This window comes from Lentzea xerophila (assembly GCF_051094245.1).
GTDB lineage: Bacteria > Actinomycetota > Actinomycetes > Mycobacteriales > Pseudonocardiaceae > Lentzea > Lentzea xerophila.
This window is the reverse complement of sequence record NZ_CP194934.1, coordinates 2,652,376-2,676,747: the sequence shown is the minus strand read 5'-3', so window position 1 is coordinate 2,676,747 and position 24,372 is coordinate 2,652,376. Positions and strand designations below refer to the sequence as shown.

General features: G+C 69.4%; 20 protein-coding genes and 1 pseudogene. 7 read left to right on the top strand and 14 right to left on the bottom strand.

The genetic code is table 11. The features are described from left to right. Window positions 1-2 precede the first annotated feature (2 nt). Window positions 3-1,088, top strand: coding sequence for an aldose epimerase family protein (locus ACRSBM_RS13000; RefSeq protein ID WP_434443271.1), 1,086 nt, complete (start codon window positions 3-5; stop codon window positions 1,086-1,088). A gap of 1 nt (window position 1,089) precedes the next feature. Here the strand turns inward: ACRSBM_RS13000 and ACRSBM_RS12995 are convergent, their stop codons facing one another. Both ACRSBM_RS12995 and ACRSBM_RS12990 read right to left on the bottom strand, forming a co-directional pair. After that, a complete protein-coding gene (locus tag ACRSBM_RS12995; protein ID WP_434443269.1) occupies window positions 1,090-1,422 on the bottom strand; it encodes a hypothetical protein in 333 nt (110 codons plus the stop codon). Window positions 1,423-1,493: 71 nt separating this feature from the next. Next, window positions 1,494-1,907: an NUDIX hydrolase gene (locus ACRSBM_RS12990; RefSeq protein ID WP_434443267.1), complete on the bottom strand. Its 414-nt coding sequence runs from the start codon at window positions 1,905-1,907 to the stop codon at window positions 1,494-1,496. Window positions 1,908-2,060: 153 nt separating this feature from the next. On the opposite strand from ACRSBM_RS12990, the gene ACRSBM_RS12985 reads away from it, so the two are divergent. Beyond that, window positions 2,061-3,587, top strand: coding sequence for an AMP-binding protein (locus ACRSBM_RS12985; protein WP_434443265.1), 1,527 nt, complete (start codon window positions 2,061-2,063; stop codon window positions 3,585-3,587). Window positions 3,588-3,599: 12 nt separating this feature from the next. Further along, the gene (locus tag ACRSBM_RS12980) at window positions 3,600-3,830 is read left to right on the top strand and encodes a sigma factor-like helix-turn-helix DNA-binding protein (protein ID WP_434443263.1); all 231 of its coding nucleotides are present in this window, start codon (window positions 3,600-3,602) and stop codon (window positions 3,828-3,830) included. Here ACRSBM_RS12980 and ACRSBM_RS12975 read toward each other — a convergent pair. The 4 genes and pseudogenes from ACRSBM_RS12975 to ACRSBM_RS12960 all read right to left on the bottom strand — a co-directional run bounded on the left by ACRSBM_RS12975 (window position 3,817) and on the right by ACRSBM_RS12960 (window position 8,879). After that, window positions 3,817-5,748 carry a family 43 glycosylhydrolase gene (locus tag ACRSBM_RS12975; protein ID WP_434443261.1) on the bottom strand — a complete coding sequence of 644 codons (1,932 nt, stop codon included), beginning with the start codon at window positions 5,746-5,748 and terminating at the stop codon, window positions 3,817-3,819. The genes ACRSBM_RS12980 and ACRSBM_RS12975 overlap by 14 nt on opposite strands. A gap of 127 nt (window positions 5,749-5,875) precedes the next feature. Further along, window positions 5,876-6,247: pseudogene (locus ACRSBM_RS12970) on the bottom strand (ricin-type beta-trefoil lectin domain protein); the annotation flags it as partial. Next, entirely contained in the window at window positions 6,244-7,371 is a 1,128-nt protein-coding gene (locus tag ACRSBM_RS12965) for a glycoside hydrolase family 27 protein (RefSeq protein ID WP_434443259.1), read from the bottom strand. The gene ACRSBM_RS12965 and the pseudogene ACRSBM_RS12970, both read right to left, overlap by 4 nt. A gap of 62 nt (window positions 7,372-7,433) precedes the next feature. Beyond that, the gene (locus ACRSBM_RS12960; RefSeq protein ID WP_434443257.1) at window positions 7,434-8,879 is read right to left on the bottom strand and encodes a non-reducing end alpha-L-arabinofuranosidase family hydrolase; all 1,446 of its coding nucleotides are present in this window, start codon (window positions 8,877-8,879) and stop codon (window positions 7,434-7,436) included. 52 nt (window positions 8,880-8,931) lie between these two features. Here ACRSBM_RS12960 and ACRSBM_RS12955 point away from each other — a divergent pair, with 52 nt between their 5' ends. After that, complete coding sequence (locus tag ACRSBM_RS12955; RefSeq protein WP_434443255.1) at window positions 8,932-9,129, top strand: hypothetical protein; 198 nt, start codon at window positions 8,932-8,934, stop codon at window positions 9,127-9,129. Window positions 9,130-9,260: 131 nt separating this feature from the next. Here the strand turns inward: ACRSBM_RS12955 and ACRSBM_RS12950 are convergent, their stop codons facing one another. Both ACRSBM_RS12950 and ACRSBM_RS12945 read right to left on the bottom strand, forming a co-directional pair. Then, a complete protein-coding gene (locus ACRSBM_RS12950) occupies window positions 9,261-10,301 on the bottom strand; it encodes a LacI family DNA-binding transcriptional regulator (RefSeq protein ID WP_434443253.1) in 1,041 nt (346 codons plus the stop codon). A gap of 121 nt (window positions 10,302-10,422) precedes the next feature. After that, entirely contained in the window at window positions 10,423-11,751 is a 1,329-nt protein-coding gene (locus tag ACRSBM_RS12945; protein ID WP_434443251.1) for a glycoside hydrolase family 6 protein, read from the bottom strand. Between the two features lie 467 nt (window positions 11,752-12,218). Between ACRSBM_RS12945 and ACRSBM_RS12940 the strand changes: the two genes are divergently transcribed. The 3 genes from ACRSBM_RS12940 to ACRSBM_RS12930 all read left to right on the top strand — a co-directional run bounded on the left by ACRSBM_RS12940 (window position 12,219) and on the right by ACRSBM_RS12930 (window position 16,599). After that, entirely contained in the window at window positions 12,219-13,583 is a 1,365-nt protein-coding gene (locus ACRSBM_RS12940; RefSeq protein ID WP_434443249.1) for an endo-1,4-beta-xylanase, read from the top strand. 348 nt (window positions 13,584-13,931) lie between these two features. After that, window positions 13,932-15,260, top strand: coding sequence for an extracellular catalytic domain type 1 short-chain-length polyhydroxyalkanoate depolymerase (locus ACRSBM_RS12935; RefSeq protein ID WP_434443248.1), 1,329 nt, complete (start codon window positions 13,932-13,934; stop codon window positions 15,258-15,260). A gap of 52 nt (window positions 15,261-15,312) precedes the next feature. Further along, window positions 15,313-16,599, top strand: a complete 1,287-nt coding sequence (locus tag ACRSBM_RS12930) for a cellulose binding domain-containing protein (protein ID WP_434443245.1) — start codon at window positions 15,313-15,315, stop codon at window positions 16,597-16,599. A gap of 57 nt (window positions 16,600-16,656) precedes the next feature. Here ACRSBM_RS12930 and ACRSBM_RS12925 read toward each other — a convergent pair whose 3' ends face one another. From ACRSBM_RS12925 to ACRSBM_RS12900, 6 genes are all read right to left on the bottom strand, one after another. Then, window positions 16,657-18,186: a non-reducing end alpha-L-arabinofuranosidase family hydrolase gene (locus ACRSBM_RS12925; RefSeq protein WP_434443243.1), complete on the bottom strand. Its 1,530-nt coding sequence runs from the start codon at window positions 18,184-18,186 to the stop codon at window positions 16,657-16,659. A 288-nt stretch (window positions 18,187-18,474) separates the two neighbouring features. Next, window positions 18,475-19,365: a homocysteine S-methyltransferase gene (mmuM, locus tag ACRSBM_RS12920; RefSeq protein WP_434443241.1), complete on the bottom strand. Its 891-nt coding sequence runs from the start codon at window positions 19,363-19,365 to the stop codon at window positions 18,475-18,477. A 257-nt stretch (window positions 19,366-19,622) separates the two neighbouring features. After that, on the bottom strand, window positions 19,623-20,648 hold the full coding sequence (locus ACRSBM_RS12915) for a LacI family DNA-binding transcriptional regulator (RefSeq protein WP_434443239.1): 1,026 nt from the start codon (window positions 20,646-20,648) through the stop codon (window positions 19,623-19,625). 235 nt (window positions 20,649-20,883) lie between these two features. Next, the gene (locus ACRSBM_RS12910; protein WP_434443237.1) at window positions 20,884-22,620 is read right to left on the bottom strand and encodes a glycoside hydrolase family 6 protein; all 1,737 of its coding nucleotides are present in this window, start codon (window positions 22,618-22,620) and stop codon (window positions 20,884-20,886) included. A gap of 22 nt (window positions 22,621-22,642) precedes the next feature. After that, a complete protein-coding gene (locus tag ACRSBM_RS12905; RefSeq protein WP_434443235.1) occupies window positions 22,643-23,110 on the bottom strand; it encodes a hypothetical protein in 468 nt (155 codons plus the stop codon). Next, on the bottom strand, window positions 23,095-24,366 hold the full coding sequence (locus ACRSBM_RS12900) for a lytic polysaccharide monooxygenase (RefSeq protein WP_434443233.1): 1,272 nt from the start codon (window positions 24,364-24,366) through the stop codon (window positions 23,095-23,097). The genes ACRSBM_RS12905 and ACRSBM_RS12900 overlap by 16 nt, the downstream gene beginning before the upstream one ends. Window positions 24,367-24,372: the final 6 nt, after the last annotated feature.

The window sequence follows — 24,372 nt, the reverse complement described above, 5'->3', positions numbered from 1 at the left end:
CGATGTCGCAGCGGGAACCCGAGCTCGGCCGGGAACTGTTCGGCCAGGTGGATGGCACCGACGTCCACCGGTACGTCCTGGCGTGGCCGGGCGGGCTCACCGTGCGGGTGCTGGACTACGGCGGCGTGATCCAGTCGCTGGAGGCACCGGACCGCGACGGCGTCCCCGCCAACGTGGTGCTCGGGTTCCCCGCGCTCGACGACTACGTCAAGAACAACCAGCCCGGCGCGAACAGGGTGTTCTTCGGCGCCGTGATCGGCCGGTACGCCAACCGGATCGCGCGCGGCTCGTTCACCCTGGACGACGTCGTGCACCGGCTCCCGCTCAACAACGGCCCGAACAGCCTGCACGGCGGACCGGCGGGCTTCGACACCGAGGTGTGGTCCGCGACCGAACTACACGAACCGGGCAGCGTGGGCGTGCGGCTCAACCTCGTGAGCCCGGACGGCGACGGCGGCTTCCCCGGTGCCGTCACGGCCGAGGTGACGTACCGGCTCGACCGGCACAACAGGCTGAGCATCACCTACCGCGCGACCACGGACGCCCCCACCGTCCTGAACCTGACCAACCACACCTACTGGAACCTGGCCGGGGAGGGCAGCGGTGACGTGCACGGCCAGTCGCTGATGCTGAACGCGAGCCGGTTCTGCCCCGTCGACGAGACGCTGATCCCGGTGGGCGGCCCCGTGCCGGTCGAGGCGAGCCCGTTCGACTTCCGGCTGCCGACCGCGATCGGCGCCCGCATCGGCGCGTCCGATCCGCAGCTGCGCATCGCGGGGGGCTACGACCACAACTGGGTGCTGGACTCCTCCGGGGCCTCCTTCGCCGCGCAGGCCTGCGACCCGGCGTCCGGGCGCCTGCTGACCATGTGGACCAGCGAGCCCGGCCTGCAGTTCTACTCGGGCAACTTCCTGACCGAGGACCTGGTCGGCACCGGCGGCCGCCCGTACCGCCGTGGCGCCGGCTTCGCCCTGGAGGCACAGCACTTCCCGGACTCGCCGAACCGCCCGGACTTCCCCAGCACGGTGCTGCGGCCCGGCGAGGTCTACCACCAGGAAACGGTCTTCCAGCTGTCCACTGCGGACTGACTCACGCCGCGTGCGTGCACGTGGGGCAGGTGCAGTCGGCGCAGGTGCAGTTGGCGCACGAGTCGGCGCACCCGTCACACGCGCACTGGGCGTGGTTGCAGGTGGGGCAGTCGCATTCCGAGCAGTCGCACTGCGCGCAGGAGTCGGCGCAGTGCGCGCACCTGCACTTGTCGCACTCGTCGTAGTGCACGCCGCCATCGGTCACGTGCTCACGGTGCAGGTGTCCGTCGTGCAGGTAGTCGACGTGGTCCCGGTGCACGACGGCCTCGTGGCCGCAGCCGGGACCGTGGGTGTGGCGGTGCAGTTCCGCCGGAACGTGCTCGACAGTCGTCATGGGACAGATGCTCATATGCGCAGACGACCATGACAAACGCACGGACCACTGGTCATCCGACCGGGTGACGATCAGGCCGTGAGCTCGCCCCGATCGCGGCGTGCGAAGAACTCGGCGAGGATCGCGTTGTCCTCGTACCCCAGCTCGTGCGCCGCGGCCTCCTCGCGGGTGAACCACCTGAGCCGCTGCCCCTCGGTGAGGACCACGCGGTCGAGGTCGAGATCCACTTCCGCCCAGAACGTGTGCTCGACGCCGTAGGACCTCTGCGCGGAGCACAGCGGGCGAACGTCGCGCGGCGCGAGGACCACGCCCATCTCCTCCTCGATCTCCCGCCTGACGCAGTCGTGCGGCCGTTCCCCGTCCTCGAGGTAACCGCCCGGCAGGCACCAGGTGTTCGGGAACCTGATCTCGGGCTTGTCGTCGCGCAGGTAGAGCAGCACCTGCTCCGCGGAGTTCATCATCACGATGTTCGTGCCCTCGTCCACGGTGCGACTCTGCCTGCTCGCAGGAGCGCTGCGCAAGCTCTTGTGTCACAAGAACTTAATCGATTCGACTGGTGATTCGACAAGTCATGAACCTGCGACCGCGCTGTCTCGTTCAAGCTGGAGACCACGCATCGCTCACGAAGGGCACCTGTCGTGACAACCGTGTTCCAGGAGTCGGCCCTGTGCGACCTGTCGCCTGCCGACCGCGACCTGTTCCAGGCGTTCGGCGCCGGTCCGATCCGGACTCCGCCGTTCGACCACGTCCACCACGCCTTCGAGACGCACGTGGCGCGGCGGCCGCACGTGACCGCCGTGGAGCACCTCGGCGAGTCGCTGACCTACGCGGAGCTGGACGCCAGGGCGGGGCTGCTGGCCGAGCTCCTGATCCGCAGTGGCGTGTGTCCTGGCGAGAACGTGGGACTGTTCCTGACGCGCTCGATCTCCATGGTGGTGGGCATCCTGGCGGTGCTCAAGGCGGGAGCGGCCTACGTGCCGCAGGACGCGCGCGGCACGCCGGAGGCCCAGCTGCGGCACGTCGTCCGCGCCACGCGCATCGACGTCGTGCTCACCACGACCGCGGACTCGGTCGCGTTGCCCCGTCACCTCGCCGCGCTCGTCACGATCGACACCCTGCCCGAGCTGAGCACGTTCTGCCGCACCACCACCGCCGACACGGACATCGCCGCCGTGATCTTCACCGGCGCCGGCGGCGTGCCGGTGTCCCACGCCAACCTGTGCAACGTCCTGCTCACCGCTCCCGGATCACTGGGCATCGCACCGGGAACCAGGGTGTCGCAGCTGTTGAACATCGGCTGCGACCTGGCCATGTGGGAGGTGCTCGGCACGCTGGCGAACGGCGGCACGCTCCTGCTCCGCGGCGACGACCCAGGCAAGACGGCCAGCGAGGTGGACGTCGTGATCGCCACGCCCGGCGTCCTGACCTCCCTGGACCCTGATGCGTGCCAACGGGTGCACACGGTCGCGGTAGCCGGCGAACGCTGCCCGCAGGCACTGGCGGACGCGTGGTCGCACCGCGTGGCCTTCCACAACACCTACGGCCACAACGAGACCACCATCGTCAACACCGTTCAGCGCTACGAGCCTCGTACCGGACAGCTGACCATCGGCAGGCCTGTCCCGAACACGACCGTGTACCTGCTCGACGACGACATGCTGCCGTGCCCCATCGGCGCGGTCGGCGAGATGTGGGTCGGCGGCTCGGGGGTGACCGCCGGGTACGTGGGCGACCTCGACCTGACGGCGCGGCGGTACCACCCGGATCCGTTCCTCGGCGGCGACCACCTCATGTTCCGGACCCGCGACCTCGGCAGGTGGACGGCCGACGGCCAGTTGGAACACCACGGCCGCGCCGGTGACCAGGTCGAGGTGCTCGGGTACCGGTTCGAGCTGGACGCGGTCACCGCGGCGCTGGAGCACGCGGCGGACTGCGACCGGGCCACGACCCTGGTGCACGACGGGAGGCTCGTCGGGTTCATCAGCCCCGGCACCGCGACGCCGGAGGTGGCCAGGCGCGCGGTCTCACAACGGCTGCCGCACTACTGCGTGCCCACGCTGATCGTTCCGGTCGACGCGCTGCCGACCACCGAACGCGGCAAGGTCGACCGGCGCGCCCTGTTGTCGCGTTTGGACGGACGGCGTTCTTCGGTCCTCCGCACGTAGGCGAGGTGCTCGTTGAACGCACGCCGCGGAGCCCGCTCCGGCCACCCGCTCGTCGCCGCCGCGCTGGCGTCGCTCGAGCCTGAGCATCGGGTGGTGGTCGTGCGGGCCTGCTACCGCGGCGAGTCCGTCGCCGAGCTGGCCAACGCGCTGGAGCTGCCGCAGGGCACCGTGAAGTCGCGGTTGCTCGATGGTTTGCGCGCGTTGAGGCTCGCGTTGCAGGAGAACGGGGTCATGGAGTCGTGAGCTCGAAGCGCTGAACAGTGACGGAACCGCCCAATGCCTGCGTGGCGTGGTTGAAGATGCCGAAGCGGTAGCCCATGAAGAACTGCCACTCGTTCTTCAACGTGAAGCCGGTGCCCAGCGACGTGAAGGTCACTCCGTCGGTGCTGTAGGAGAACCTGGCCTGCCGTCCGCTGCCGGGCCGGATGTCGGCGTTGGCGCGCAACCAGATCCGGGTGCCGCTGGGATTCGCGCTCGCTGTCTCGGTACCCGTGCCGGTGGTGTTCCAGTTGCTGTCCATGGTCAGGCCGTTGACCATGACGACGCGGTTGCGGCCGCTCTCTCGTTTGACGCCGATCCACGCCGAGGAGTCGCGCAGCATCGCGAGTCCGGTGCGGTCGCCGTCGCGCATGGACGTGAGGTCCAGCGTGACGGTGGCGGTGGACGTGGGACCCTGGACGCGATGGGTGAGGGTGTTGCGGGCGTTGTACAGGTCGTCGGTGACGGTCGCGGTGGACAGCCGCAAACCGTTGTCGACGCTGTACTTGGTGGTGTCCGGGTTGTGGTTCCACTCCCACTGCGGCTTGAGCACGCTGCCGTCGAAGGTGTCCACGCCGGTCATCGGTTTCACCTGGCGCGACGGCAGGTTCGGCATCGGGTAGCGCACGCCCCAGCCGCCGTTGACCGTGGTGATGCGCGGCCAGCCGTCGGAGGTCCAGGTGATCGGCGCGAGCACCGGTACGCGGCCGCCGGGATAGGCGTCGACGAAGGCCATGTAGTACCAGTCGCCGTTCTGCGTCTGCACCATCCCGCCCTGGTGCGGCACTCCCCCGCCCTGGATCGGGCCGGGCATGTCCAGCAGCACCTGCTGGACGGTGTACGGGCCGAACGGGCTGGAGGCCTTGAGCACGTACTGGCCGTTCGCGGGCCTGGTCAGCCAGATGTAGTAGTTGCCGCCCCGCTTGTAGAAGCGCGCGCCTTCCAGGGTTCCGATGTTCGGCGGCGTCTGGAACACCTGCTGTGAACGCACCTCGGACTTCCCGTCCGCCGAGAGCTGGGCGACGCTGATCGTGGTGTTGCCGTAGGCGACGTACATCGTGTCGTTGTCGTCGACCAGCATTCCGGCGTCGTAGTAGCACTTGTTGATCGTGGACAGCTTGGACCACTGCGCGTCCACGGACGTGGCGGTGTAGATGTGCGTCTGGGCGAAGTCGACGCAACCACCCCAGTAGAAGGTGTTATTGCTCTTGCGGTGGTTGAGGAACGACGCCCAGATCCCGCGCACGTAACCCCTGCCGCCGTTGAGGTCGTACTTGGCGCCGAAGTCCAGCCGTGGCACGGAGTGCCCGGCGAACTCCCAGTTCACCAGGTCGTAGGAACGCAGGACCGGCGCGCCGGGCGAATAGTGCATGGTCGACGCCGAGTAGTAGTACGCCTCACCCACGCGGATGATGTCGATGTCCGCGAAGTCCTGCCACAACACGGGATTGGTGAACGACGCCGGTCGCGGCGATGTGGTGGTGGTGGTGGTCGGGCCACCGGTGTCGCCGCACGTGACACCGTTGAGGCGGAACGACACCGGGTCGGGGTTGGCGGAGCCGGACGTGCCGTTGAACCCGAACTCGACCTTGCCGCCGGTGGGTACGGACCCGTTGTAGGAGGCGTTGCGCGCGCTGACCTCGCTGCCGCTCTGCGTGATCACGGCGTTCCAGTGCTGTCCGACCTGCTGGCCTGAGGCGTACGCCCACTCGAGCGTCCAGCCGGTGATCGCGTCACCGGTGTTCGTGATGGAGACGGACGCGCCGAAGCCGCCCTGCCATTCGGAGGTTCTGGTGTAGGTGACCGAGCAGCCGGGAGCGGCCTGCGCGGCCGTGCTCGCGGCGAGTCCGGCGGCCACCAGGGTGAGGGCGGACAGCGCCGCCGCGGCCGGGGCCCATTTCATGATCGCGCCCACCTCTGGTTGGTCTGGCCGTTGCACGTCCACAGCACCAGCCGGGAGCCGTTGCCGGTCGCGCGGCCCGTTCGACGTCCAGGCACAGGCCAGCGTTGACGTTGCGGACCGATCCGTCGGAGTTCACCGTCCAGCGCTGGTTCGCCTGGCCGTTGCACTGCCAGCTGATGACCCGCGTTCCGTTGGCGGTGCCCTGGTCGTAGGCGTCGAGGCACTTGTCGCCGAACACGCGGATCTCGCCGTTCGCCCAGGACGTCCACTGCTGGGAGGCGGCGGTGACGCAGTCGTGGATGACGATGCCGGCTCCGGCGGCGGTCGAGCCGTTCTCGACGTCGAGACAGCGGTTCGACCCCGCCCCGCGCAGCCGGGAGGTGGTGCTCGGCAGCGGGCTGCCGCCGGTCACCCGGAACGCCGCGACGCCGTGCGCGGGGACGGAGGCGGAGAGGGCGCCGGACGTGGTGGACGTGCCACCGGTCCACAGGTCGGTCAGCGTGAAGGCGCTGCCGGACAGGCCGGTCTGGGCCGCCGTGGTGGTGACGGTCGTGGTGCCGCTGCCCGGTTGAACAGGCCGACGGCGACCGAGCCGTCCGCGAGCGGTTTGGCGAACACCTCGGTGGCACCGTCGTCGCGCACCCGGCGTCCGCCGGCGCCGAGCGGGTCCTGGTTCACGGCGATCAGGCGCTGGTTGCGCAGGATGGCGCTCACGTCGGCGGACATGGTGCGGATGTCGTTGCCCGCCATGAGCGGCGCCGCCATCAGCGCCCACAGGGCGAAGTGCGAGCGGGACTCGGTGAGGGTGAGCCCCGGACGTCCGACCACCAGCATGTCCGGGTCGTTCCAGTGACCGGGACCGGCCTGGACCGCGAGCGGGGCGGTGACGTCGACGACGTTGCCCACGCCCATCGGGTAGCTGTTGGTGTTGCCGTTCTGCCAGATGTCCAGCAGGTCCTCGGTGGTGCGCCACAGGTCGGCGACCTCGCCCCAGTCGTACCGGTCGCCGGTGATGGCGTGGAAGCTGTTGGGGTTGATGCTGTAGACGATCGGGCGTCCGGTGGCGCGCAGGGCGTCGCGCATGATCGAGAACCGGGCGACCTGCTCGTCGCGGGTACCGGCGCTCGAGCACCAGTCGTACTTCAGGTAGTCCACGCCCCAGGAAGCGAACGTGCGCGCGTCCTGGGCCTCGTGGCCCTTGCTGCCGGTCGAACCGGGGTGAGCACCGGTGGTCTGCGCGCATGTGCGCTCGTTCGGCACCTGGTAGATGCCGAACTTCAGGCCGCGCGCGTGGATGTAGTCGCCCAGCGCCTTCATCCCGCTGGGGAACTTCGACGGGTGCGAACGGAGGGTGCCCGCCGCGTCGCGCTGAGGGTCGAACCAGCAGTCGTCCACGACGACGTACTGGTAGCCGGCGTCGCGCATGCCCGATGAGACCATCGCGTCGGCGGCCTGGCGGACCTGGGCCTCGGTGATGCCGCAGCCGAAGCTGTTCCAGCTGTTCCAGCCCAGTGGAGGGGTCAGGGCCGGACTGCCGGGAGCCGCGGGTGCGGCCGGGTGCGTGGTGACGGTCGCCGCCAGCACAACGGCGGCGAGGACGAGCTTCCTGAACCGGGTGCGCATCGTCGTCCCTTTCCGGAAGGGCGACGCCGCCGGTGGCGCGCCCGGCGGCGTCGGTCCTTCGATCAGCAGGTCGAGTTGGTCTGGGTCAGCAGGCCGAGCCGCCAGGGCAGCCGGTTGTACTCACCGCCCGCGTCGGGATCCATGCCCTGGTACAGGTAGCTGAGCTTGCAGGGGCTGATCTCCATCGTCTGGTCGACGTTGGTGCGCACCATCTCGCCGTGGCTGATGTCGCGGGTCCACTGTCCACTCGGGAACGTCACGTTGTTCGCGCGGGCGAACGGGTTCGACTCGGTGTCGGCCAGCGCCGTCCACGGCCCGGTGATCGAGGGCGCTGTCCAGGACCGGAACCAGCGGCGACCGTCGGAGCCGATCGCCTCGTGCACCAGCAGCCACTGGTTCTTCCCGGCGATCTTGTAGACGTTGGCCGCCTCGAACAACCGGTAGCGGTCGCTGTCCTGCATGGCGATCACCGTGTTGGTGAAGCCGTTGGGGAACTGCGCGACGGTGGTCTCCGACCGGTAGAGGTGGCCGTTGTCGTCGGAGGAGAACAGGTAGCACTTCGCGGTGTCGCACACCGTCCAGAAGTCGACCCAGTAACCGTTGCCGATGTTGTCGCGGATGATCTGCGGCATTCCGTTGGCGTAGAAGTTCCTCGGCGCGGACCACGACGCGGGGTTCGAGATGTCGGTGGTCGTGGAGTACGAGGCGTTCGACCCGGTCTGGTAGACGAGGTACCAGAGGCGTTGCGGCGCGAAGTAGAACACCTGTGGCGCGGCACGGTATCCGGCGCCGACGCCGGAGCGGTCGAGGTAGTGGTGCGGGGCGGACGACGCCTGCGACCAGTCGCTGAAACTGGTGTACATCAGGTTGTAGCCGTCGGTGTAGGTCGACGCGAAGACGTGGTACTTGCCGTTGTGGTACACGACGCTCGGGTCCTTGACCGCGACGTTCGCGTGCGTGGCGTCCGGCTTCGGGCTGATCAGCACCCCGCTGGAGCTCCAGCGGAAGCTCGACGGGAGGTTGCCGACCGGCGGGTTGCCCGTCGTGGTGGTCGTCGTGGTGGTGGGGCCGACGTCGCCGGTGCACAGGGTGCCGTTGAGGGTGAACGCCGTGGGGTTCGGGTTGTCCGAGCCGGTGGAGGAACCGTTGAAACCGAACTCGACCCGGCCGCCGGTGGGGATCGCCGCGTTGTAGGAGACGTTGCGCGCGGTCACCTCCGCCCCCGACTGGGTCACCTGGGCGTTCCAGGCCTGCCGCACCTGCTGGCCGGCGGCGAAGCTCCAGGTGAGCGTCCAGCCGTCGACCGCGTCACCGAGGTTGGTGACGACGACCTTCGCGGTGAAGCCACCGTCCCATTGCGACGGTGCGGAGTAGGTGACCGAGCAGCCCGGCGCGGCCGCGGCGGGTGGCACCGCCACCGCGGCGAGCGCGGACACCGCGATCAGGGGGACGGCGGCGACGGCCGTGAGCCGGGCGCGCCGGGACGTGAACAACCGTGCGAAGAACATGATCACCCTTCGTCGTCGGAAGGAGCAGGGGTCACGCGGTGGCTCGGACGCGATGAAGCCGGGCACCACCGAGGCGCCGGGACTGGTCGTGCCGCTGGTCGCCGTCACCGAACCGCCCGTGATCCCGGCCTTGGATCCGCGTCACGACGTGCCCGCCGGGCAAGGCGGAACCGCAGACCGGCAGGGTGGCGATCAGCGCACCGCAGAACGCTGTGAGCGGGCTCGGCATGGTGAGCCTTTCGTCGACTGACGGCCAACGGCGGGGCGGCTTCCAGCAATGTAGAAGACCGCGTCTCACCAGGTCAAAGCTAAATGTGAGCGTTAACGTTTAGCACGTTGCTGTACACAAGCGCTTGACCTGGTGCCTGGACGAATGTCCTGTTAACGCAAACAACCTGGCTTGTCTGGGCCGGGGCGCGCCACCGAACCGCCCTCGCGCACCGGCATCGGCACCCGGTGGACCAGTGCCTGCCGCAGGCCGCGTCGTTCCACCAGCTCCACCAGGACCTCGACCGCCCGCGCGCCGAGCTCCAGGTGTGGCAGGGCGATCGTGGTCAGGCGAGGGCGCAGCCACGACGCCACGGGGTGGTCGCCGAACCCGAGCACGGAGACGTCACCCGGCACCGAGAGCCCTGCCTCACCGAGTGCCTGGTACGCCCCGAAGGCGAGGTGGTCGTCGAGGCACACCAGCGCCTTGGGCCGGTGGTGGCGCAGCAACCGCCTGGTCGCGGCGTAGCCGTCCTCCGAAGTCCACTTCGGACAGTGGGGCGCGCTGACCACCTCGACGCCCGCGGCCTCGAACACCTCGCGCATCCCGACGAGGCGTTCCCCGATGCCGTCGCAGGGTTCGGGTCCCGCGCCGATCAGGTGGACGCCGTGGCGGTGACCGGCCTCGACGAGCACACGTGCCGCGGAACGACCACCCTGCACCTCGTCGGTCATGACCGACGGAATGCCCGTCCAGGACGGTGCTGCCGCGTTGAGGAGCACGGCGGGGCCGTGCGGCACCGCGACCGCCGTCGGGCACGTGGAGGCGAAGACGATGCCATCCGTTTGCCGATCGCGCATCGCGTCGGCCAGTGTCCGTGCCTTTGCCGGATCGCCGCCGGACTCGGCGACGAGCAGCATGAACCCGTGCCGGTACGCGGCCCGCACGGCGCCCTTGACCAGGTCATCCGCCCGCCTGGACGACGCGAGGGAGTCGAGCACGAACCCGATCGTCCGCGAGCGGCCAGAACGTGGCCCGGTCGTGCGGACGCCGCGCCGATAGCCCAGTTCCTGCGCCGTCGAGCGCACCCGCCGCTCGGCCGCCTCGGAGATCCGCAGCTCCCGCGCACGTCCGGTCAGCACGAGCGAGGCCGTCGTGACCGACACCCCGCTGGCCGCCGCGACGTCGGCCAGCGTCACGCGCGTTCGTCCCACCGCAGCTCCGCCTCCGTACGGGCCCGGCCGCGTACCGGTCGAAATCTCGTTCGGACCGCGGACAGCCGCGGGTCCCGCCCCGGCAGAGCCGAGGCGGGACCCGTTCTCCGGTGTCGCCGCGTCAGGAGCAGGCGACGTCGTTCAACACCGGCGACCCGAACGGCGGAGTGCCGTTGTAGTTCGCGTTGTAGCCGATGGTCAGCCGACCGCCGGACGCGATCGACCCGTTCCACGCCACGTTCGCCACCCGGACCGCGTCGCCGGTGTCGGTCCACGTGCCGTTCCAGCCCTGGGTGACGGACACGCCAGGCGCCGAGAACGAGAAGGTCCAGCCGTTGATCGCCGCGCCGCGGTTCTCGATCACGATCTCCGCGGTGTAGCCGCCGTTCCACTGGCTGACCACGCGGTGGGTCGCCGTGCACCCGCCACCGGGATTGCCGCCGCCCGACGTCGTGGTGGTCGTGGTGGTCGTCGTCGTGATCGGGCCCGCCGCCATCGCGAGCTCATAGGCGCGCTGCGGTACGAACTGACCGGCCGGCGCGATGCAGCCGTCCGACTCGCCCGGCAGCTTGACCCACAGGAACGCCTCGATCTTCGAGTCGCCCGTGTTCGTCGTGCTGGGAATCCCGATCGCGCGACCGGCCGGGTCGCACCACTCGCTGCCGGCCGGGCCGTTGCCGTTGCGGCTGGTGTCGACCACGGCCTTGAGGCGGCTGTCGCCGACGGCGTTGAGCACGTTCTTCGCGAAGTTCACCTCGTCGGAGGTGGCGCGGTAGTTCGACACGTTGGTCGAGATGCCGTCGGCGCTGTTGGAGATGTCCGCGCCGCGCAACCGGTTCGCGGCCTCGGACGGCGTGAGCCACGCGGAGTGCCCGATGTCGAAGTACACCTTGGCCTGGCCGGAACCGGACTTGAGCTTCTTGCCCGCGTAGGCCATCGACGCCTTGGTCTGGTTCTGCTGGTCGGCGTTCTGGCAGTTGGTCATCAACGGCAGCACGTCCGGTTCCAGCACGATCGTCGCCGGGCGACCGGCCAGTCCCGCCGCCACCTCGTCGACCCAGGCCCGGTAGGCCTCGTGAGAGGGTGCCCCGCCGCCGCTGGCGCCACCGCAGTCGCGGTTCGGGACGTTGTAGACCACCAGGATCGGGATCTTCCCGGCGGACGCCGCCGCGCCGACGAACGAGCTGACCTCCGACCGGACCGTCGAGGTGTTGGTCGTGGTGTACCACCGCGCCTGCGGAACCGACGCGATGCGGTCGCGGATGACCGCCGCTCGTGAGTCGCCGGGGTTGGCGGCCACCCACCGTGCGCTCGAGCTCGACGGGTCGACGTAGAACGCCGACTCGGCGGCGCTGACGGTCGTGCCGCCACCGACCACCAGTGTGACGGTTCCCGCGACGAGCGCTCCCGAGAGCACGCCCGCGCCCGTACCCCGCTTCCACCGTGTCATCGTCTCTCCAGTTCGCTCGGTTTGCAGTGATTCGGTTCTCGCCACGTCATGGCTGTCCGGAAGTGGGAATCAGCGACGCGAGAGCGCTCTCATAACGTCGGAGAAGCGAATGCGAGTTCGGGTCAACGTAACCACGGAACACTGAATCGTCAACGCCGGAGTCGATGTCGTGAAGAAAGTTTCGAAACTTTGTCGCAAGAATGCGATCAACGCTGTGACGTGCCAGTTGGGAGCGTTCCCTCACTACCGCTACGCCGTTCAGGGCAACCTGCTGTCGAATTCGACGACCACTTCTTGTGACCGCGGCGCGGTGGCTGCGACACTCCGGAACGGCAGCGGCGGGCGGCGGCGGAACAACTTCCCGTCAATTCTCACCGCCCACCGCGATCCGGCAATGGCGCACCGGATCCGGCCTTCTGTCCTGCCCATCACCCCGCATTCGGGTCGACCCCCGGGAAGTGTGGAAGATGAAACTGACATCGAAGTCAGTGGCTCTGCTCCCGATCATCGCCACGGTCGCGACAGCCGCGATCGGCGCCACCTTGATCGCTCCTCCCGCCGCGAACGCGGCGACCACCCTCGGTGCCGCGGCTGCCCAGAGCGGCCGGTACTTCGGCACCGCCGTCTCGGCGAACAAGCTCGGTGACTCGACCTACGTCGGCATCCTGAACCGCGAGTTCGACATGGTCACCGCCGAGAACGAGATGAAGATGGACGCGACCGAGCCGAACCAGAACCAGTTCAGCTACGGCAACGCCGACCGGATCGTGAACCAGGCACGCAACCAGGGCAAGCGAATCCGCGGGCACGCCCTGGCGTGGCACTCGCAGCAGCCCGGCTGGATGCAGAACATGTCCGGCACGGCTCTGCGCAACGCGATGCTGAACCACGTCACCCAGGTGGCGACCTACTACCGCGGCAAGATCTACGCCTGGGACGTCGTCAACGAGGCGTTCGCCGACGGCAGCAGCGGCGCACGCCGCGACTCGAACCTGCAACGCACCGGCAACGACTGGATCGAGGCCGCGTTCCGCGCCGCCCGTGCGGCGGATCCGGGCGCGAAGCTCTGCTACAACGACTACAACACCGATGACTGGTCGCACGCCAAGACCCAGGCCGTCTACCGCATGGTGCAGGACTTCAAGTCCCGCGGCGTCCCGATCGACTGCGTCGGCCTGCAGTCGCACTTCAACAGCGCCAGCCCGGTGCCGTCCAACTACCAGACCACCCTGCAGAACTTCGCCAACCTCGGCGTGGACGTGCAGATCACCGAGCTGGACATCGAAGGCTCCGGCAGCACGCAGGCGCAGAACTACCAGCGGGTCACCCAGGCCTGTCTCGCCGTCGCGCGTTGTACCGGCATCACCGTGTGGGGCATCCGCGACACCGACTCGTGGCGCGCCTCCGGCACCCCGCTGCTGTTCGACGGCAACGGCAACAAGAAGGCCGCGTACAACTCCGTGCTCGACGCGCTCAACGCGGGTGGTGGTCCCGGCCCGACGACGACCACCACCACCACGACGACGAGCAACGACCCCGGCACCGGCGGCTGCACGGCGACGGTGTCGCTGAACCAGTGGAACGAGGGGTTCGTCGCCACGGTCAAGGTCACCGCGGGCTCCAGCGCGCTGAGGGGCTGGACCGTCACGACCACGCTGTCGAACGGCACGGTCGTCGGCTCGTGGAGCGCGACCCGCAGCGGTAACAGCGGAACCGTCACCTGGACCAACGTGGACTACAACGCCAACGTGCCCGCGAGCGGGTCCACCGAGTTCGGCTTCCAGGGCAGCGGCAGCGGATCGGGTCTGAACCCGTCCTGCACGGCGCGCTGACGTCCCGACACCACATCCCGGCCGGTTCCCGCGAAGCGACGTCCTGCGCGGGAGCCGGCAGGGAGCTGCTCCGGGCACGGGCGGCCGGCAGACCTGGACCACCGCCTCCCGCGCGGGCTGCGCGACCTGAGGTTCAGCTGTGGCAACGGTTACCCGCCGCGACGTGACGTCCCGCGTGGGAGCGAGCTGCTCCGGGCGCGGGCGACCGGCAGGCCTGGACCTCTGTCTCCCGCGCGACCTGTACCTGCGGTTCGGCGGCGGCAACGATCACCTGCCCGACGTGGCCCGGTGGCAGTTCAGCGCCCGACCCCACGAGCTCCTTCCCCCAGCACGAGAACGAGGTCACCCATGACCCTCCGCGAGTCCACCTGGCAGCACACGACCAGGTACCGCGTCGTCGCCGTCGTCGCGGCCGCACTGTCCCTGATCGCCGCCGTCGCCTTCTCCTTCGTGCCGCAGCAGGCACACGCGGCCTCCCTGACGCAGGTGACGAACTTCGGCACCAACCCGACCGGCCTGAACATGTACGTCTACGCGCCGGACCGGCTCGCTGCCCGTCCAGCGCTGCTCCTGATGATCCACTACTGCACCGGTACGGCGAGCGCGGTGCACAACGGCGGCGGGCGGGACTACGTCACCGCCGCCGACCGCCACGGGTACGTGATCGTCTACCCGGAGGCGACGCGGGAGGGGCGCTGTTTCGACGTCTCCACCCAGAACGCGTTGCGCCGCAACGGTGGCAGCGACTCCACCGGCATCATGTCGATGGTGTCGTACGCGCGCCAGCGCTACAACGCCGACCCGTCGCGCATCGTCGTCTCCGGCATCTCCTCCGGCGCGATGATGACCAACGTGCTGGCCGCCCAGTACCCGGACGTGTTCAGCGCGGCGTCGGCCTTCGCCGGTGTGCCCGCCGGGTGCTTCGCGACCACGGACGGGTCGATGTGGAACAGCCAGTGCTCCGGCGGCACACTCCTGAAGACCCCGCAGCAGTGGGGAGACCAGGCGCGGGCCATGTTCCCCGGCTACACCGGCGGCTACCCGCGGATGCAGCTGTGGCACGGCACGAACGACACCACCCTGGCGTACCCGAACTTCGGTGAGGCGCTCGACCAGTGGACGAACGTGCACGGCGTGAGCAGGACCCCGGCGTCTACCGACCAGCCCCAGCCGAACTGGACCCGGACCCGGTACGGCGCCACCGGCGTCGTCGAGGGCATCAGCGCCCAGGGCACCGGCCACGACGTGCCGACCGCCGGAATGGTCGGGTACGCCATCACCTTCCTCGGCCTGGACCGTCCAGGCACGGACCCGACCACCACAACGACGACCACGACCACCACGATTCCGCCGCCCTCCCAGGGCTGCTCGGTCAAGGCCGCCGTCAACGCGTGGAACACCGGCCTGACCGAGACGGTCACCATCACCAACACGTCGTCGACGGCCGTGAACGGCTGGAAGCTGCAGTTCACGTTGCCGGGCGGGCAGACGATCACGGGCGGCTGGAGCGCGACCTACTCCCCGGCCACCGGCCAGGTGACCGCGTCGAACGTCTCCTACAACGGGCAGATCCAGCCCTCCACCCAGGTGTCGATCGGCTTCCAGGCCACGCACACCGGCAACAGCGCGCCCGCCACCGGGTTCACGCTCAACGGCGTGCAGTGCGCCGTCATCTGACCCCGCACGACCGAAGGGATGACGATGTTCCATTACCACGAGGGGACGAGCCATGTCCCGGCATAGGTCGGTGATCGCGGCGGCCGCCGCGAGCGCGGTGGTCTTCCTGGGCGCGGCCGGCATCGCCGCCGGCGGCCCGGTCGCCGGTGACGCCGGCACGGCGGCGGCGACGGCGGGCTGCGGCAAGCCACCGGCGTTGACGAGCGGGCAGCACACGATCACCACCGGTGGCCAGGCCCGCACCTACTTCCTGCGGCTGCCCGCCGGCTACGACAACAACCGGCAGTACCGGCTGTTCGTCGGCTTCCACTGGCTGAACGGCACCGCGAACGACGTCGACTCCGGCGGGTCCGACGGGTACAACTGGTCCTACTACGGGTTGCGCAGGCTCTCCGACGCCGCGGACAACGGCACGATCTTCGTGGCGCCACAGGGCAACAACAACGGCTGGGCCAACCCTGGCGGCCAGGACCTGAGGTTCGTCGACGACCTGGTGGCACTGCTCGACTCGAGCCTGTGCCTCGACACGACCCAGCGCTTCGCCGGCGGCTTCAGCTACGGCGGCGGCATGTCCTACGCGGTCGCGTGTGCCCGTGCCAACGTCTTCCGCGCCGTCGTCGTCTACGCCGGTGCGCAACTGAGCGGCTGCGACGGCGGCACGCAGCCCATCGGTTACCTGGGCTTCCACGGCATCAGCGACAACGTGCTGGGCATCGGCCTGGGGCGCGGCCTGCGCGACACGTTCGTGCGCAACAACGGCTGCACACCACAGAACCCCCGCGAACCCGGAGCGGGCAGCCGGACGCACATCGTCACCACCTACAGCGGCTGCCGGACGGGGTACCCCGTCGTGTGGGCGGCGTTCGACGGCGGGCACACACCGGCCCCGATCGACTCCGGCGGAGACGGCTGGCGCACGTGGACCTCCGGCGAGGCGTGGAAGTTCGTCACGCAGTTCGCCGGCGAAGTGCCTCCCACGACCACCAGCACGACCACGACGACCACCTCGCCCCCTGGTGACGCGGCCTGCCGCGTGGGCACCGCGGTCAACGCGTGGAACAACGGCCTGACAGCGAACATCACCATCACCAACACCGGATCGGCCGCGGTGAACGGGTGGTCGCTGGTCTTCACGCTGCCGGGCGGGCAGACGATCACGGGTGGCTGGAGTGCCACCTACTCCCCCGCCACGGGCCAGGTCACGGCGAGGAACGTCGCGTACAACCCCGGCATCGCGCCCGGTGCCTCGATCACCGTCGGGTTCCAGGCGACGCACACCGGCAACGCCGCGGCGCCGTCATCGTTCAGCCTCAACGGGAACGCCTGCACCACGAGCTGACCAACGAGTGAGGCCCTCGGCATTGCCGAGGGCCTCATTGCCGCGCGCGTCAGGCGATCAGCGTTGCAGCGTCAGCAGACCTGGCCGGTAGGGCAGGCGTCCGTAGTCGCCGCCGGAGCTCGGGTCGCGGCCCTGGTAGAGGAGCTGCAGGTTGCAGGGGTCGATGGTCTTGGTCTGGTCGGGGTTGCTGCGGATGAGGTCGCCGTGGCTGATGTCGTTGGTCCAGCTCGCACCGCTGTTGGCCTTGCCGGCGAACGGGTTGCTCTCGGTCGCGGCCTGCGGCGTCCACGAGCCGTTCAGGCTGGTGGACGTGAACGAGCGGAAGAAGCGGCCGTTGCGGCCCATCGCCTCGACGATCATCAGGTACTGGTTCTGGCCCTGGACCTTGTAGACCTCGACACCCTCGAACAGGTTTGCCTGGGTGTCACTCATGATCTCCGTCCAGGACGAGCCGAAGCTGCCGGGGAAGTTCCCGATCGGCATGCTCGCGCGGTAGATCTTCCCGTTGTCCCCGGCGAAGAACAGGTACATGTTCTGACCGTCGGCGATGAGCGTCTGGTCGATGGGACCGGTGCCGGAGTTCGGGATGCTCCCGGTGAAGAGCGTCTGCGCCGCCGACCACCCGTTGGCGTTGGTGGGGTCGTTCGACGTCCGGTAGCTGAACGCCGTCGGTCCCCACTGGTAGGCGAGCACCCAGATGTTCTTCGGGGCGAAGTAGAACAGCGTGGACGCGACCGCGCCGGAACTCATCCCGTTCTGGCTGGCCGAGGCCATGTCCGACCAGTTGGTGAAGGTGCCGAAGTTCATCGAGCCCCACGTGGTCCCGGTGTCGTGCGTCGTCGCGTAGACCAGGTGCCTGCCGTTGTACAGCACGTGGGTGAAGTCCTTCAGCGACACCCAGCCCTGCTTCGGTTGCGCCAGCGGGCCGGTCGACGACCAGCGGTAGGTCGACGGGAGCTGGCAGGTGCCGCCCGGCGGGGTGGTCGTCGTGGTGGTGGGGCCGGTGCCACCACCGACTCGGACGAGCTGCCACTGCTGGTTGGCACCGTTCCAGTCGCTGTACTGGACGACGTTGGCGCCGTCGGTGGTCGAACCGCCCTGGACCTCGACGGCCTTGCCGCTGTTGCGGTTGACCAGGCGGACGTGGCCGCCGTCGGAGTCGGCGAGGCGGAACTGCTGGTTGGTGCCGTTGAGGTCCGACCACTGGACGATGTTGCCGCCGTCCGCGGTGGAGAAGTTGTAGACGTCGAGCACCTTGTTCGACAGCCGCGACTTCAGCCGGTAGTAGCCGCCGCCGGAGTCGACGAACTGCCACTGTTGCTGGTTGCCGTCGTTGCGGGTCCACTGGGCGATGCGCGCGCCGTCGTTCGTGGCGAGGTTGTAGACGTCCAGCGCCTTGCCGCTGTTGCGGTTGACCAGCACGTACCAGGCCGAGGTGTCGACGGTCGCCGCCGACACGGGCGAGGTGCTGAAGGCCGCCAGCAGACCGCCGAGCAGAACGGCCACGGCGGTGGTGACGGCGGCCGCGCGACGACGGCCGCGGGCGCGGGGAACGGAAGTGGGCGGGTGATGGCCTGATCGGGCCATGGGCGTGCTCCTCTTCGTCGAGGCAGGGGTCGGACCGCGGTAGAGGCGACGTTCGATGGACCGTTTGCGCCGAGCGATCCACCACGCGCTTTCGTGATGAACAGCGATCACGTCGAGGAAGTACGACGAACGCGGGAACCGGGTCGTCTCCAAACTGTGGAGGACGATCTCCGCGCGGTCAAGAAATGTCGAACGCGTTCGACCGCAACCCGGACACGCAGCCGTTCGAATCACGTATCGCTTGGGTCACAACGGTTCTCCGGGCGAGAAGGAACCGCGTCAGGTGACTCAGGCCGCGAGGCTCTCCGCCAGCACCGAGATCGCCGACGGCCCGGTCCGGCAACACCCGCCCACCAGCCGGGCGCCGGCCTCGACCCACTCCCCCGACGACGCCGTGAACCCGGTGCCGTCCCCGGTCCAGGCCCGCGCCTGGGCATCCCACTCCTCACCGCTGTTCGGGTACACCACGACCGGCAGCCCGGTCACCCGACGAGCCACGGCGACCGCTCCGGCCACGTCCCGCGGCGCGCAGCAGTTCACCCCGACGGCGATCACCTCGTCCACCCCGGACACCACGGCGAACGCCTCCTCCAGCGACTGCCCGGCGCAGGTCAGGTCACCGCGGATGCTGTAGGAGAGCCAGACCGGCACACCGTTGCCGCGCACCACGTCCAGCACGGCCTCGGCCTCCGCGACGTCGGGGATGGTCTCGACCGCGAGCACGTCCGGCCCGGCCGCGCAGAGCTCCTCGATCCGCGGGGCGTGGAACCGCACGAGCTCCCGCCGGCTCAACCCGTAGCGGCCGCGGTACTCCGAGCCGTCCGCCAGCACCGCTCCGTAGGGGCCGACCGACGCCGCCACCCAGCGTTCACCATCCACATCGGACGCGGCGGCGCGGGCGAGCTCGACGCTGGAACGCAGCAGGCGCGCGGTCTCGTCCTCGCTGATGCCCCGGCGGGCGAATCCGGCGAAGCTCGCCTGGTAGCTCGCGGTGATGGCAACGGCGGCGCCCGCCCGGTAGTAGGCGAGGTGGGCGGCGCGCACGGCGTCCGGATCGGTGAGCAGCAACCGGGCGGACCACAGCTCGTCGGACAGGTCGTGCCCGGCGAGCTCCAGCGCCGTCGACATGCCGCCGTCGAGCACGACGACCCTGTGCGCCAAAGCTTCCGCTAGTTCCACCTGACGAGTCTAAGCCCTGCCGGAAAAGGGAGGAGGAGTGCGCGACAGCCGCTCCGCCGTTAGGTCGCGCACTCCCCCAGGACGATCTTCGGGAGACGTCTGCCTGTGCGCGCCGCATGTTCGCACAGGCAGGTCGTCCCACAGACCGTCCGCCATGGTCCGATCCCCCCGCCGCGGGGATCGGCTAGCGTTGTGTCCACTCCGCATCCCGAGACCACCTCGATGCCGGGACGGAACAGGTCACGCTGGCCAGGCGCCTAGCCGGTCGCGCCGCGGTGAGCGGCCGGGTCCGGGGTGCTCGCCCGGCGGGACAGCCGGGGTGGCAGCAGCATCAGCGGTGGCGGCTGCTTGCCCTCGAGCTTGGCGACGAGCAGGTCGACGGCGTGCCTGCCGAGCTCCTCCGCCGGCAACCGCACCGAGGTGAGCAACGGCGACATCTGCTCCGCCAGCTCGTCCGGGCAGATCGCGACCACCGCGACGTCGCCGGGGACCTGGCGGCCCGCCGCGCGCAGGCACGTGGTGATCCAGCCGAGCGCCGCCTCGTTGTGCACCACCAGCGCTGTCATCGAGGGGTGCGCGCGGATCAGCGCCTTGGTCGCCCTGAGCACCGAGTCGTGGTCGCCCTCGACGGACAGCGCCGTCGCGGCGACTCCCCTGCGCATGGCGGCCGCGCTGAACCCGTTCATGGTGCGATGGGCGAAACCCGTGCTGCGCCGGTAGACGGCGCTGGGGGCGCCAAGGAAACCGACAGAGCGGTGACCGAGGTCCGCCAGGTGGTCGACGCACTTCGCGCCCGCCGCCTCGAAGTCGAGGTCCACGCAGGTGAGGCCGCGCGCCGCCGCCGGATGTCCGATGAGGACGGACGGTTTGGACAGTTGCCGCAGCAGTGGCACGCGGTCGTCGTCCATCTCGACGTCCATGACCAGGAAACCGTCGACCTGGGCGCTGTTCGCGGCACGGCGCAGGCCCGCCGCGCCGTCGTCCGCGGTCATCAGCAGCAGGTCCATGTCGTACCGGCGGGCGGTGGTCACCGCCGCGGTGACGAAGCGCATCACCGCGGGCAGGTGCGTGCCCGCCCGCAACGGAAGCACCAGGCCGATCACGTTCGTCCGGCCGGCCGACAGCGAGCGGTCGGAGGCGTGCGGCTGGTAGCCCAGTTGCCTGATGCTCTCCCGGACTCTCGTCTTCGTGCCCGCGGAGATCGATCTCTTGCCCGTGAGGACGTAGGAGACCGTGCTGGGAGCGACCCCCGCGTGCCGTGCGACATCCGCGATGGTGACCACACAGCCTCCTTTCCCGCTTTCACACACCGAGCGTGCCGACACCATAGGGAGCACCTTCTGATGACATCAAGAGTTATGTGCGCGTTAACATTGCGCGCGATTGATGGTCCAGACGAATTATCGACTATCTGGAAACTTGCCGGACAGAACTCCGTATCAATCAAGAAGAGCGTGCCCACGCGTCCGAGCTTCGGACGTCGAGGCCGACCGCGTGGGCACGCTCACATGATCACGCTCAGAGCGCCGGGTAGGCGTTGCGCATGAGCTCCTGGAACTGCGCGGAGAACCAGTGTCCGGACAACGGTGCGTCCGACAGCGCACCGGACATGTTGTTGCCGTTGCGCACGTTTCCTTCGTACGTCGGGTCGCACATCCGGTCGAAGCCCTTGCCCTCGGTGTTCGGGATCTCCTCGCTCGCACCGTCCGACTCGCCCGGCGGCTTGATCCACACGTAGGCGTCGATGCCCGCCGCGGGAGCCGCCTTCGGCCGTTCGCCGATGCCGGCACCGGACTGGTTGCACCAGTTGCCGAGGTGGATGCGGCGGTCGAGCCTGCCGCCGTCGACGTAGGCGTCCACCGACGTCCTCGGGCCCGGCCCGGTCGGCCTGGCGGCACCGCCCCAGCCGTTGCGGCTGGTGTCGATCAGCATGCCGACGTTCGCGTCGAAGCCCGCCTGCACGGCCCGCTGCCGGAACGCCTGCGCGTAGGGCAGCTCACCGGTGTAGCGGTTCCAGTCCACCCACTTCGACTGCCGCACCGGGGTGCCGTTGATCGACTCGTCGATCGAGAAGTTCGGCTCGGTGAGGATGCCGTAGTTGGCGGTGTTGGCGATGAAGCCCTGCACGTTGGCCTTGGTGCTGCCGGACGCGTTGGCCGCCTGGAACAGCAGGTCCGCCGTCGCGCCGAAGTTGTCGTCCCAGCCCAGCCAGCCGTGGTGGCCGATGTCGATGTAGTTGTAGACGTTCGGGACGGCGCCCAGCTTCGCGAGCGCGTACCCGACACCGGTGACGTAGTTGCCGTTCGCCTTCATCACGTCGCACTGGGGAACCTGCGTCTCGCGCGGCGCGACGTTGGTGATCAGGTTCGGCAGGGAGTCGATCTCCACGACGGTCACGATGCGCAGGTTCGCGTACGCGGGCCGCGCGAGGATCTCCGCGATCGGGTCGATGTACTCCGTCTTGTAGCGATCGATCTCGGTGGCCTTGAGCTCACCGTTGGACGCGAGCGCCGAGCAGTCGCGACCGGGCAGGTTGTAGATCACGACCTGGAAGACGAGTGGCGTGCCCGCCGCCTGGCGCACCGCCTCGTCCAGATGTGCCGCGAGCCCGCGCGCACCGGTGGTGCCGTTGATCGCCGCGATGCGGTCCATCCACACACCAGTCGGCTGGTTCGCGATCCGGCTGCCACCGGGCTCCGCGTTCGCCTTGGCCGCCCAGTCCGGGTTCACGTAGACCTTCGCGCCCGCGTACGGGTTGTCGACGCGCGTGCCGGGATCGGGGCCGGGGCCGTTGGACGTCGTGGTGGTGGTCGTCGTGCTCGTCGGCACCGTCTGGCCGGTGCACACCGTGCCGTTCAGGGTGAACGTCGACGGGCTGGCGTTGGTGCCGTCGGCACCTGAGCCGTTGAAGCCGATGTCGATGGACGCCCCGGTGCCGAGGTTCCCGTTCCACGACATGCTCGTCGCCGTCACGTCCGCACCGGACTGCGACCAGTTGGCGCTCCAGCCCTGAGCCACCCGCTGGTTGCCGGGGAACGCGAACTTCAGCGTCCAGCCGCCCGACACGGCGTCACCCAGGTTGGTGATCTTCACCGAGGCACCGAACCCACCGCCGCCCCAGTTGTTCGCCGTGTAGTCGACACGGCATCCGGGTGCGGCGCCCGCGGGTGCGCTCATGGCCACCCCGAACGTCGCCACGGCGGTGGCGACCACGACTCCCGCCGCGGCCCACCGCCCTTGTCCGTTGAGCTTCATTGCTCCGGATCTCCTGTCTCTCTCAGTGGTGCTTGATCTCAATGAGCGAACACGCGGTGGGCGTGCACTCAAGTCTTTTCAGCCCGAGGTACTCCATGCCGATCGAGCCGGTGAGCGCGAAGCCGTCCCCGAAGGCGAGGTCCGGGTCGCCCCGGACCTCGCCGTTCGCGAGCGCCGTTCGCCAGGCCTGTTCCAGCCCTGGCCGCAGGACCAGCAGCCCGAGCCGCCCGTACGGCTCCTTGGCGCAGGTACCCCATTCCGCGATGAACGGCGCGTAGACCTTCGACCGCACCGGACCGGCGAAGTCGGTGAAGTCGTCGCCCCGCCGGACGGTCGTGCACTCGTCGGTCAGGTCGTGCAGCCACGCGGCGATTCCGTCGACGCCCTTGCTGAGGTCTGGGGTGGGTTCGGCGCGTCCGACGAGGAGGGCGAACGTCACCGAACCCACCACCAGGAGGGCGAGCAACGCCCTCATCACCGGATGGCGCACGCGGAACCGTTGAGCGTGAAGGACGTCGGATCGGACGGTGTCGACGTCGTCGTGGCGTTGAAGCCGAACGACGCCGTGCCGCCAGGTGCGAGATCCGCGTTGTACGACACGCCCTTCGCCGTGGCCTGCCCGTTCGCGACCGTGACGGTCGACGACCAGGCCTGCGACAGCTGTTGTCCCGCAGGGAAGTCCCACACGAGCTGCCACGCGGGGATCGCTTCGGTGCCGCTGTTGGACACCGTCACGTTGGCGGTGAACCCGCCGCTCCACGTGCTCGGCCGCGAGTACGTCACCGTGCAGGAACCCGTTGGGCCACCACCACCGGTCGCCGTCCTGACCGTGACGCTCGGCGACGCCGAGGAGGTGTTGCCCGCGGAGTCCGTCGCCACCACCGTGAACGCGTACTGCGTGTCCGCGCTCAGGCCGCTGACCGTCGCCGAGTTCGTGGACGACGTGGCGACCACCTGGTCGCCGCGGTACACGCGGTAGGAGCTCACGCCCACGTCGTCCGTCGACGCCGGCCAGTCCAGCTTCACCGTGCTGCTGGTGACGCCGGAAGCGACCGGAGTGCCGGGCGCGGAGGGCGCACGGGTGTCCGGAGTGCCGGTGCCACCACCGAACACGACGTCCGAACAGCTGTAGAACGCCTCCGGGCTGTCCGAACGCTGCCACAGCGAGTAGATGATGTGCCGGCCCGTCTTGTTGGGCAGCCGGGCCTGCCACGCGTACTCACCGTTGGCCAGCGGCGGGTTCGTCACCTTGTCGAACGGCACGGACTCCAGGTCCGACCACCTGAGCGGCTTCGTCGGGTCGAAGCCGTCCCTGGTGACGAACTGCTCCCACGTTCCGGGGTGCGGTGCCCACGCGTTGTACCGGAAGGTGACCGTGCTGTTCGCCTGGACCTGCGTCACCGGCCAGTCGGCGCGGGCGAGGTTGTAGGCGGAGTACTTCGTGGTGGGACCGCAGAGGCTGCCGTCGGGAACGATCTCCCGGTGGCGTCCGGCTGCGTTGCTGATCAGGTTGCCGAACCAGTCCCACAGCGGTTGCTTCCCGCCCTGCGCGACCGCGGCGACACACGCCGGGTTGGTGGGCTGCAGGTCGCCGCCACCGCCGCCGGCGCGGCCGTCCTCGTAGCAGAGGTAGGTGCGGCTGCCCGGCCAGACCATCGAACCGTGCGCGACGGCCGTGCCACCGGTGTGCACCAGGACGGCGCCGACCGCGGCCGCGACGGCCAGGAGCGCTATGCGTTTCCTCATCTCGGG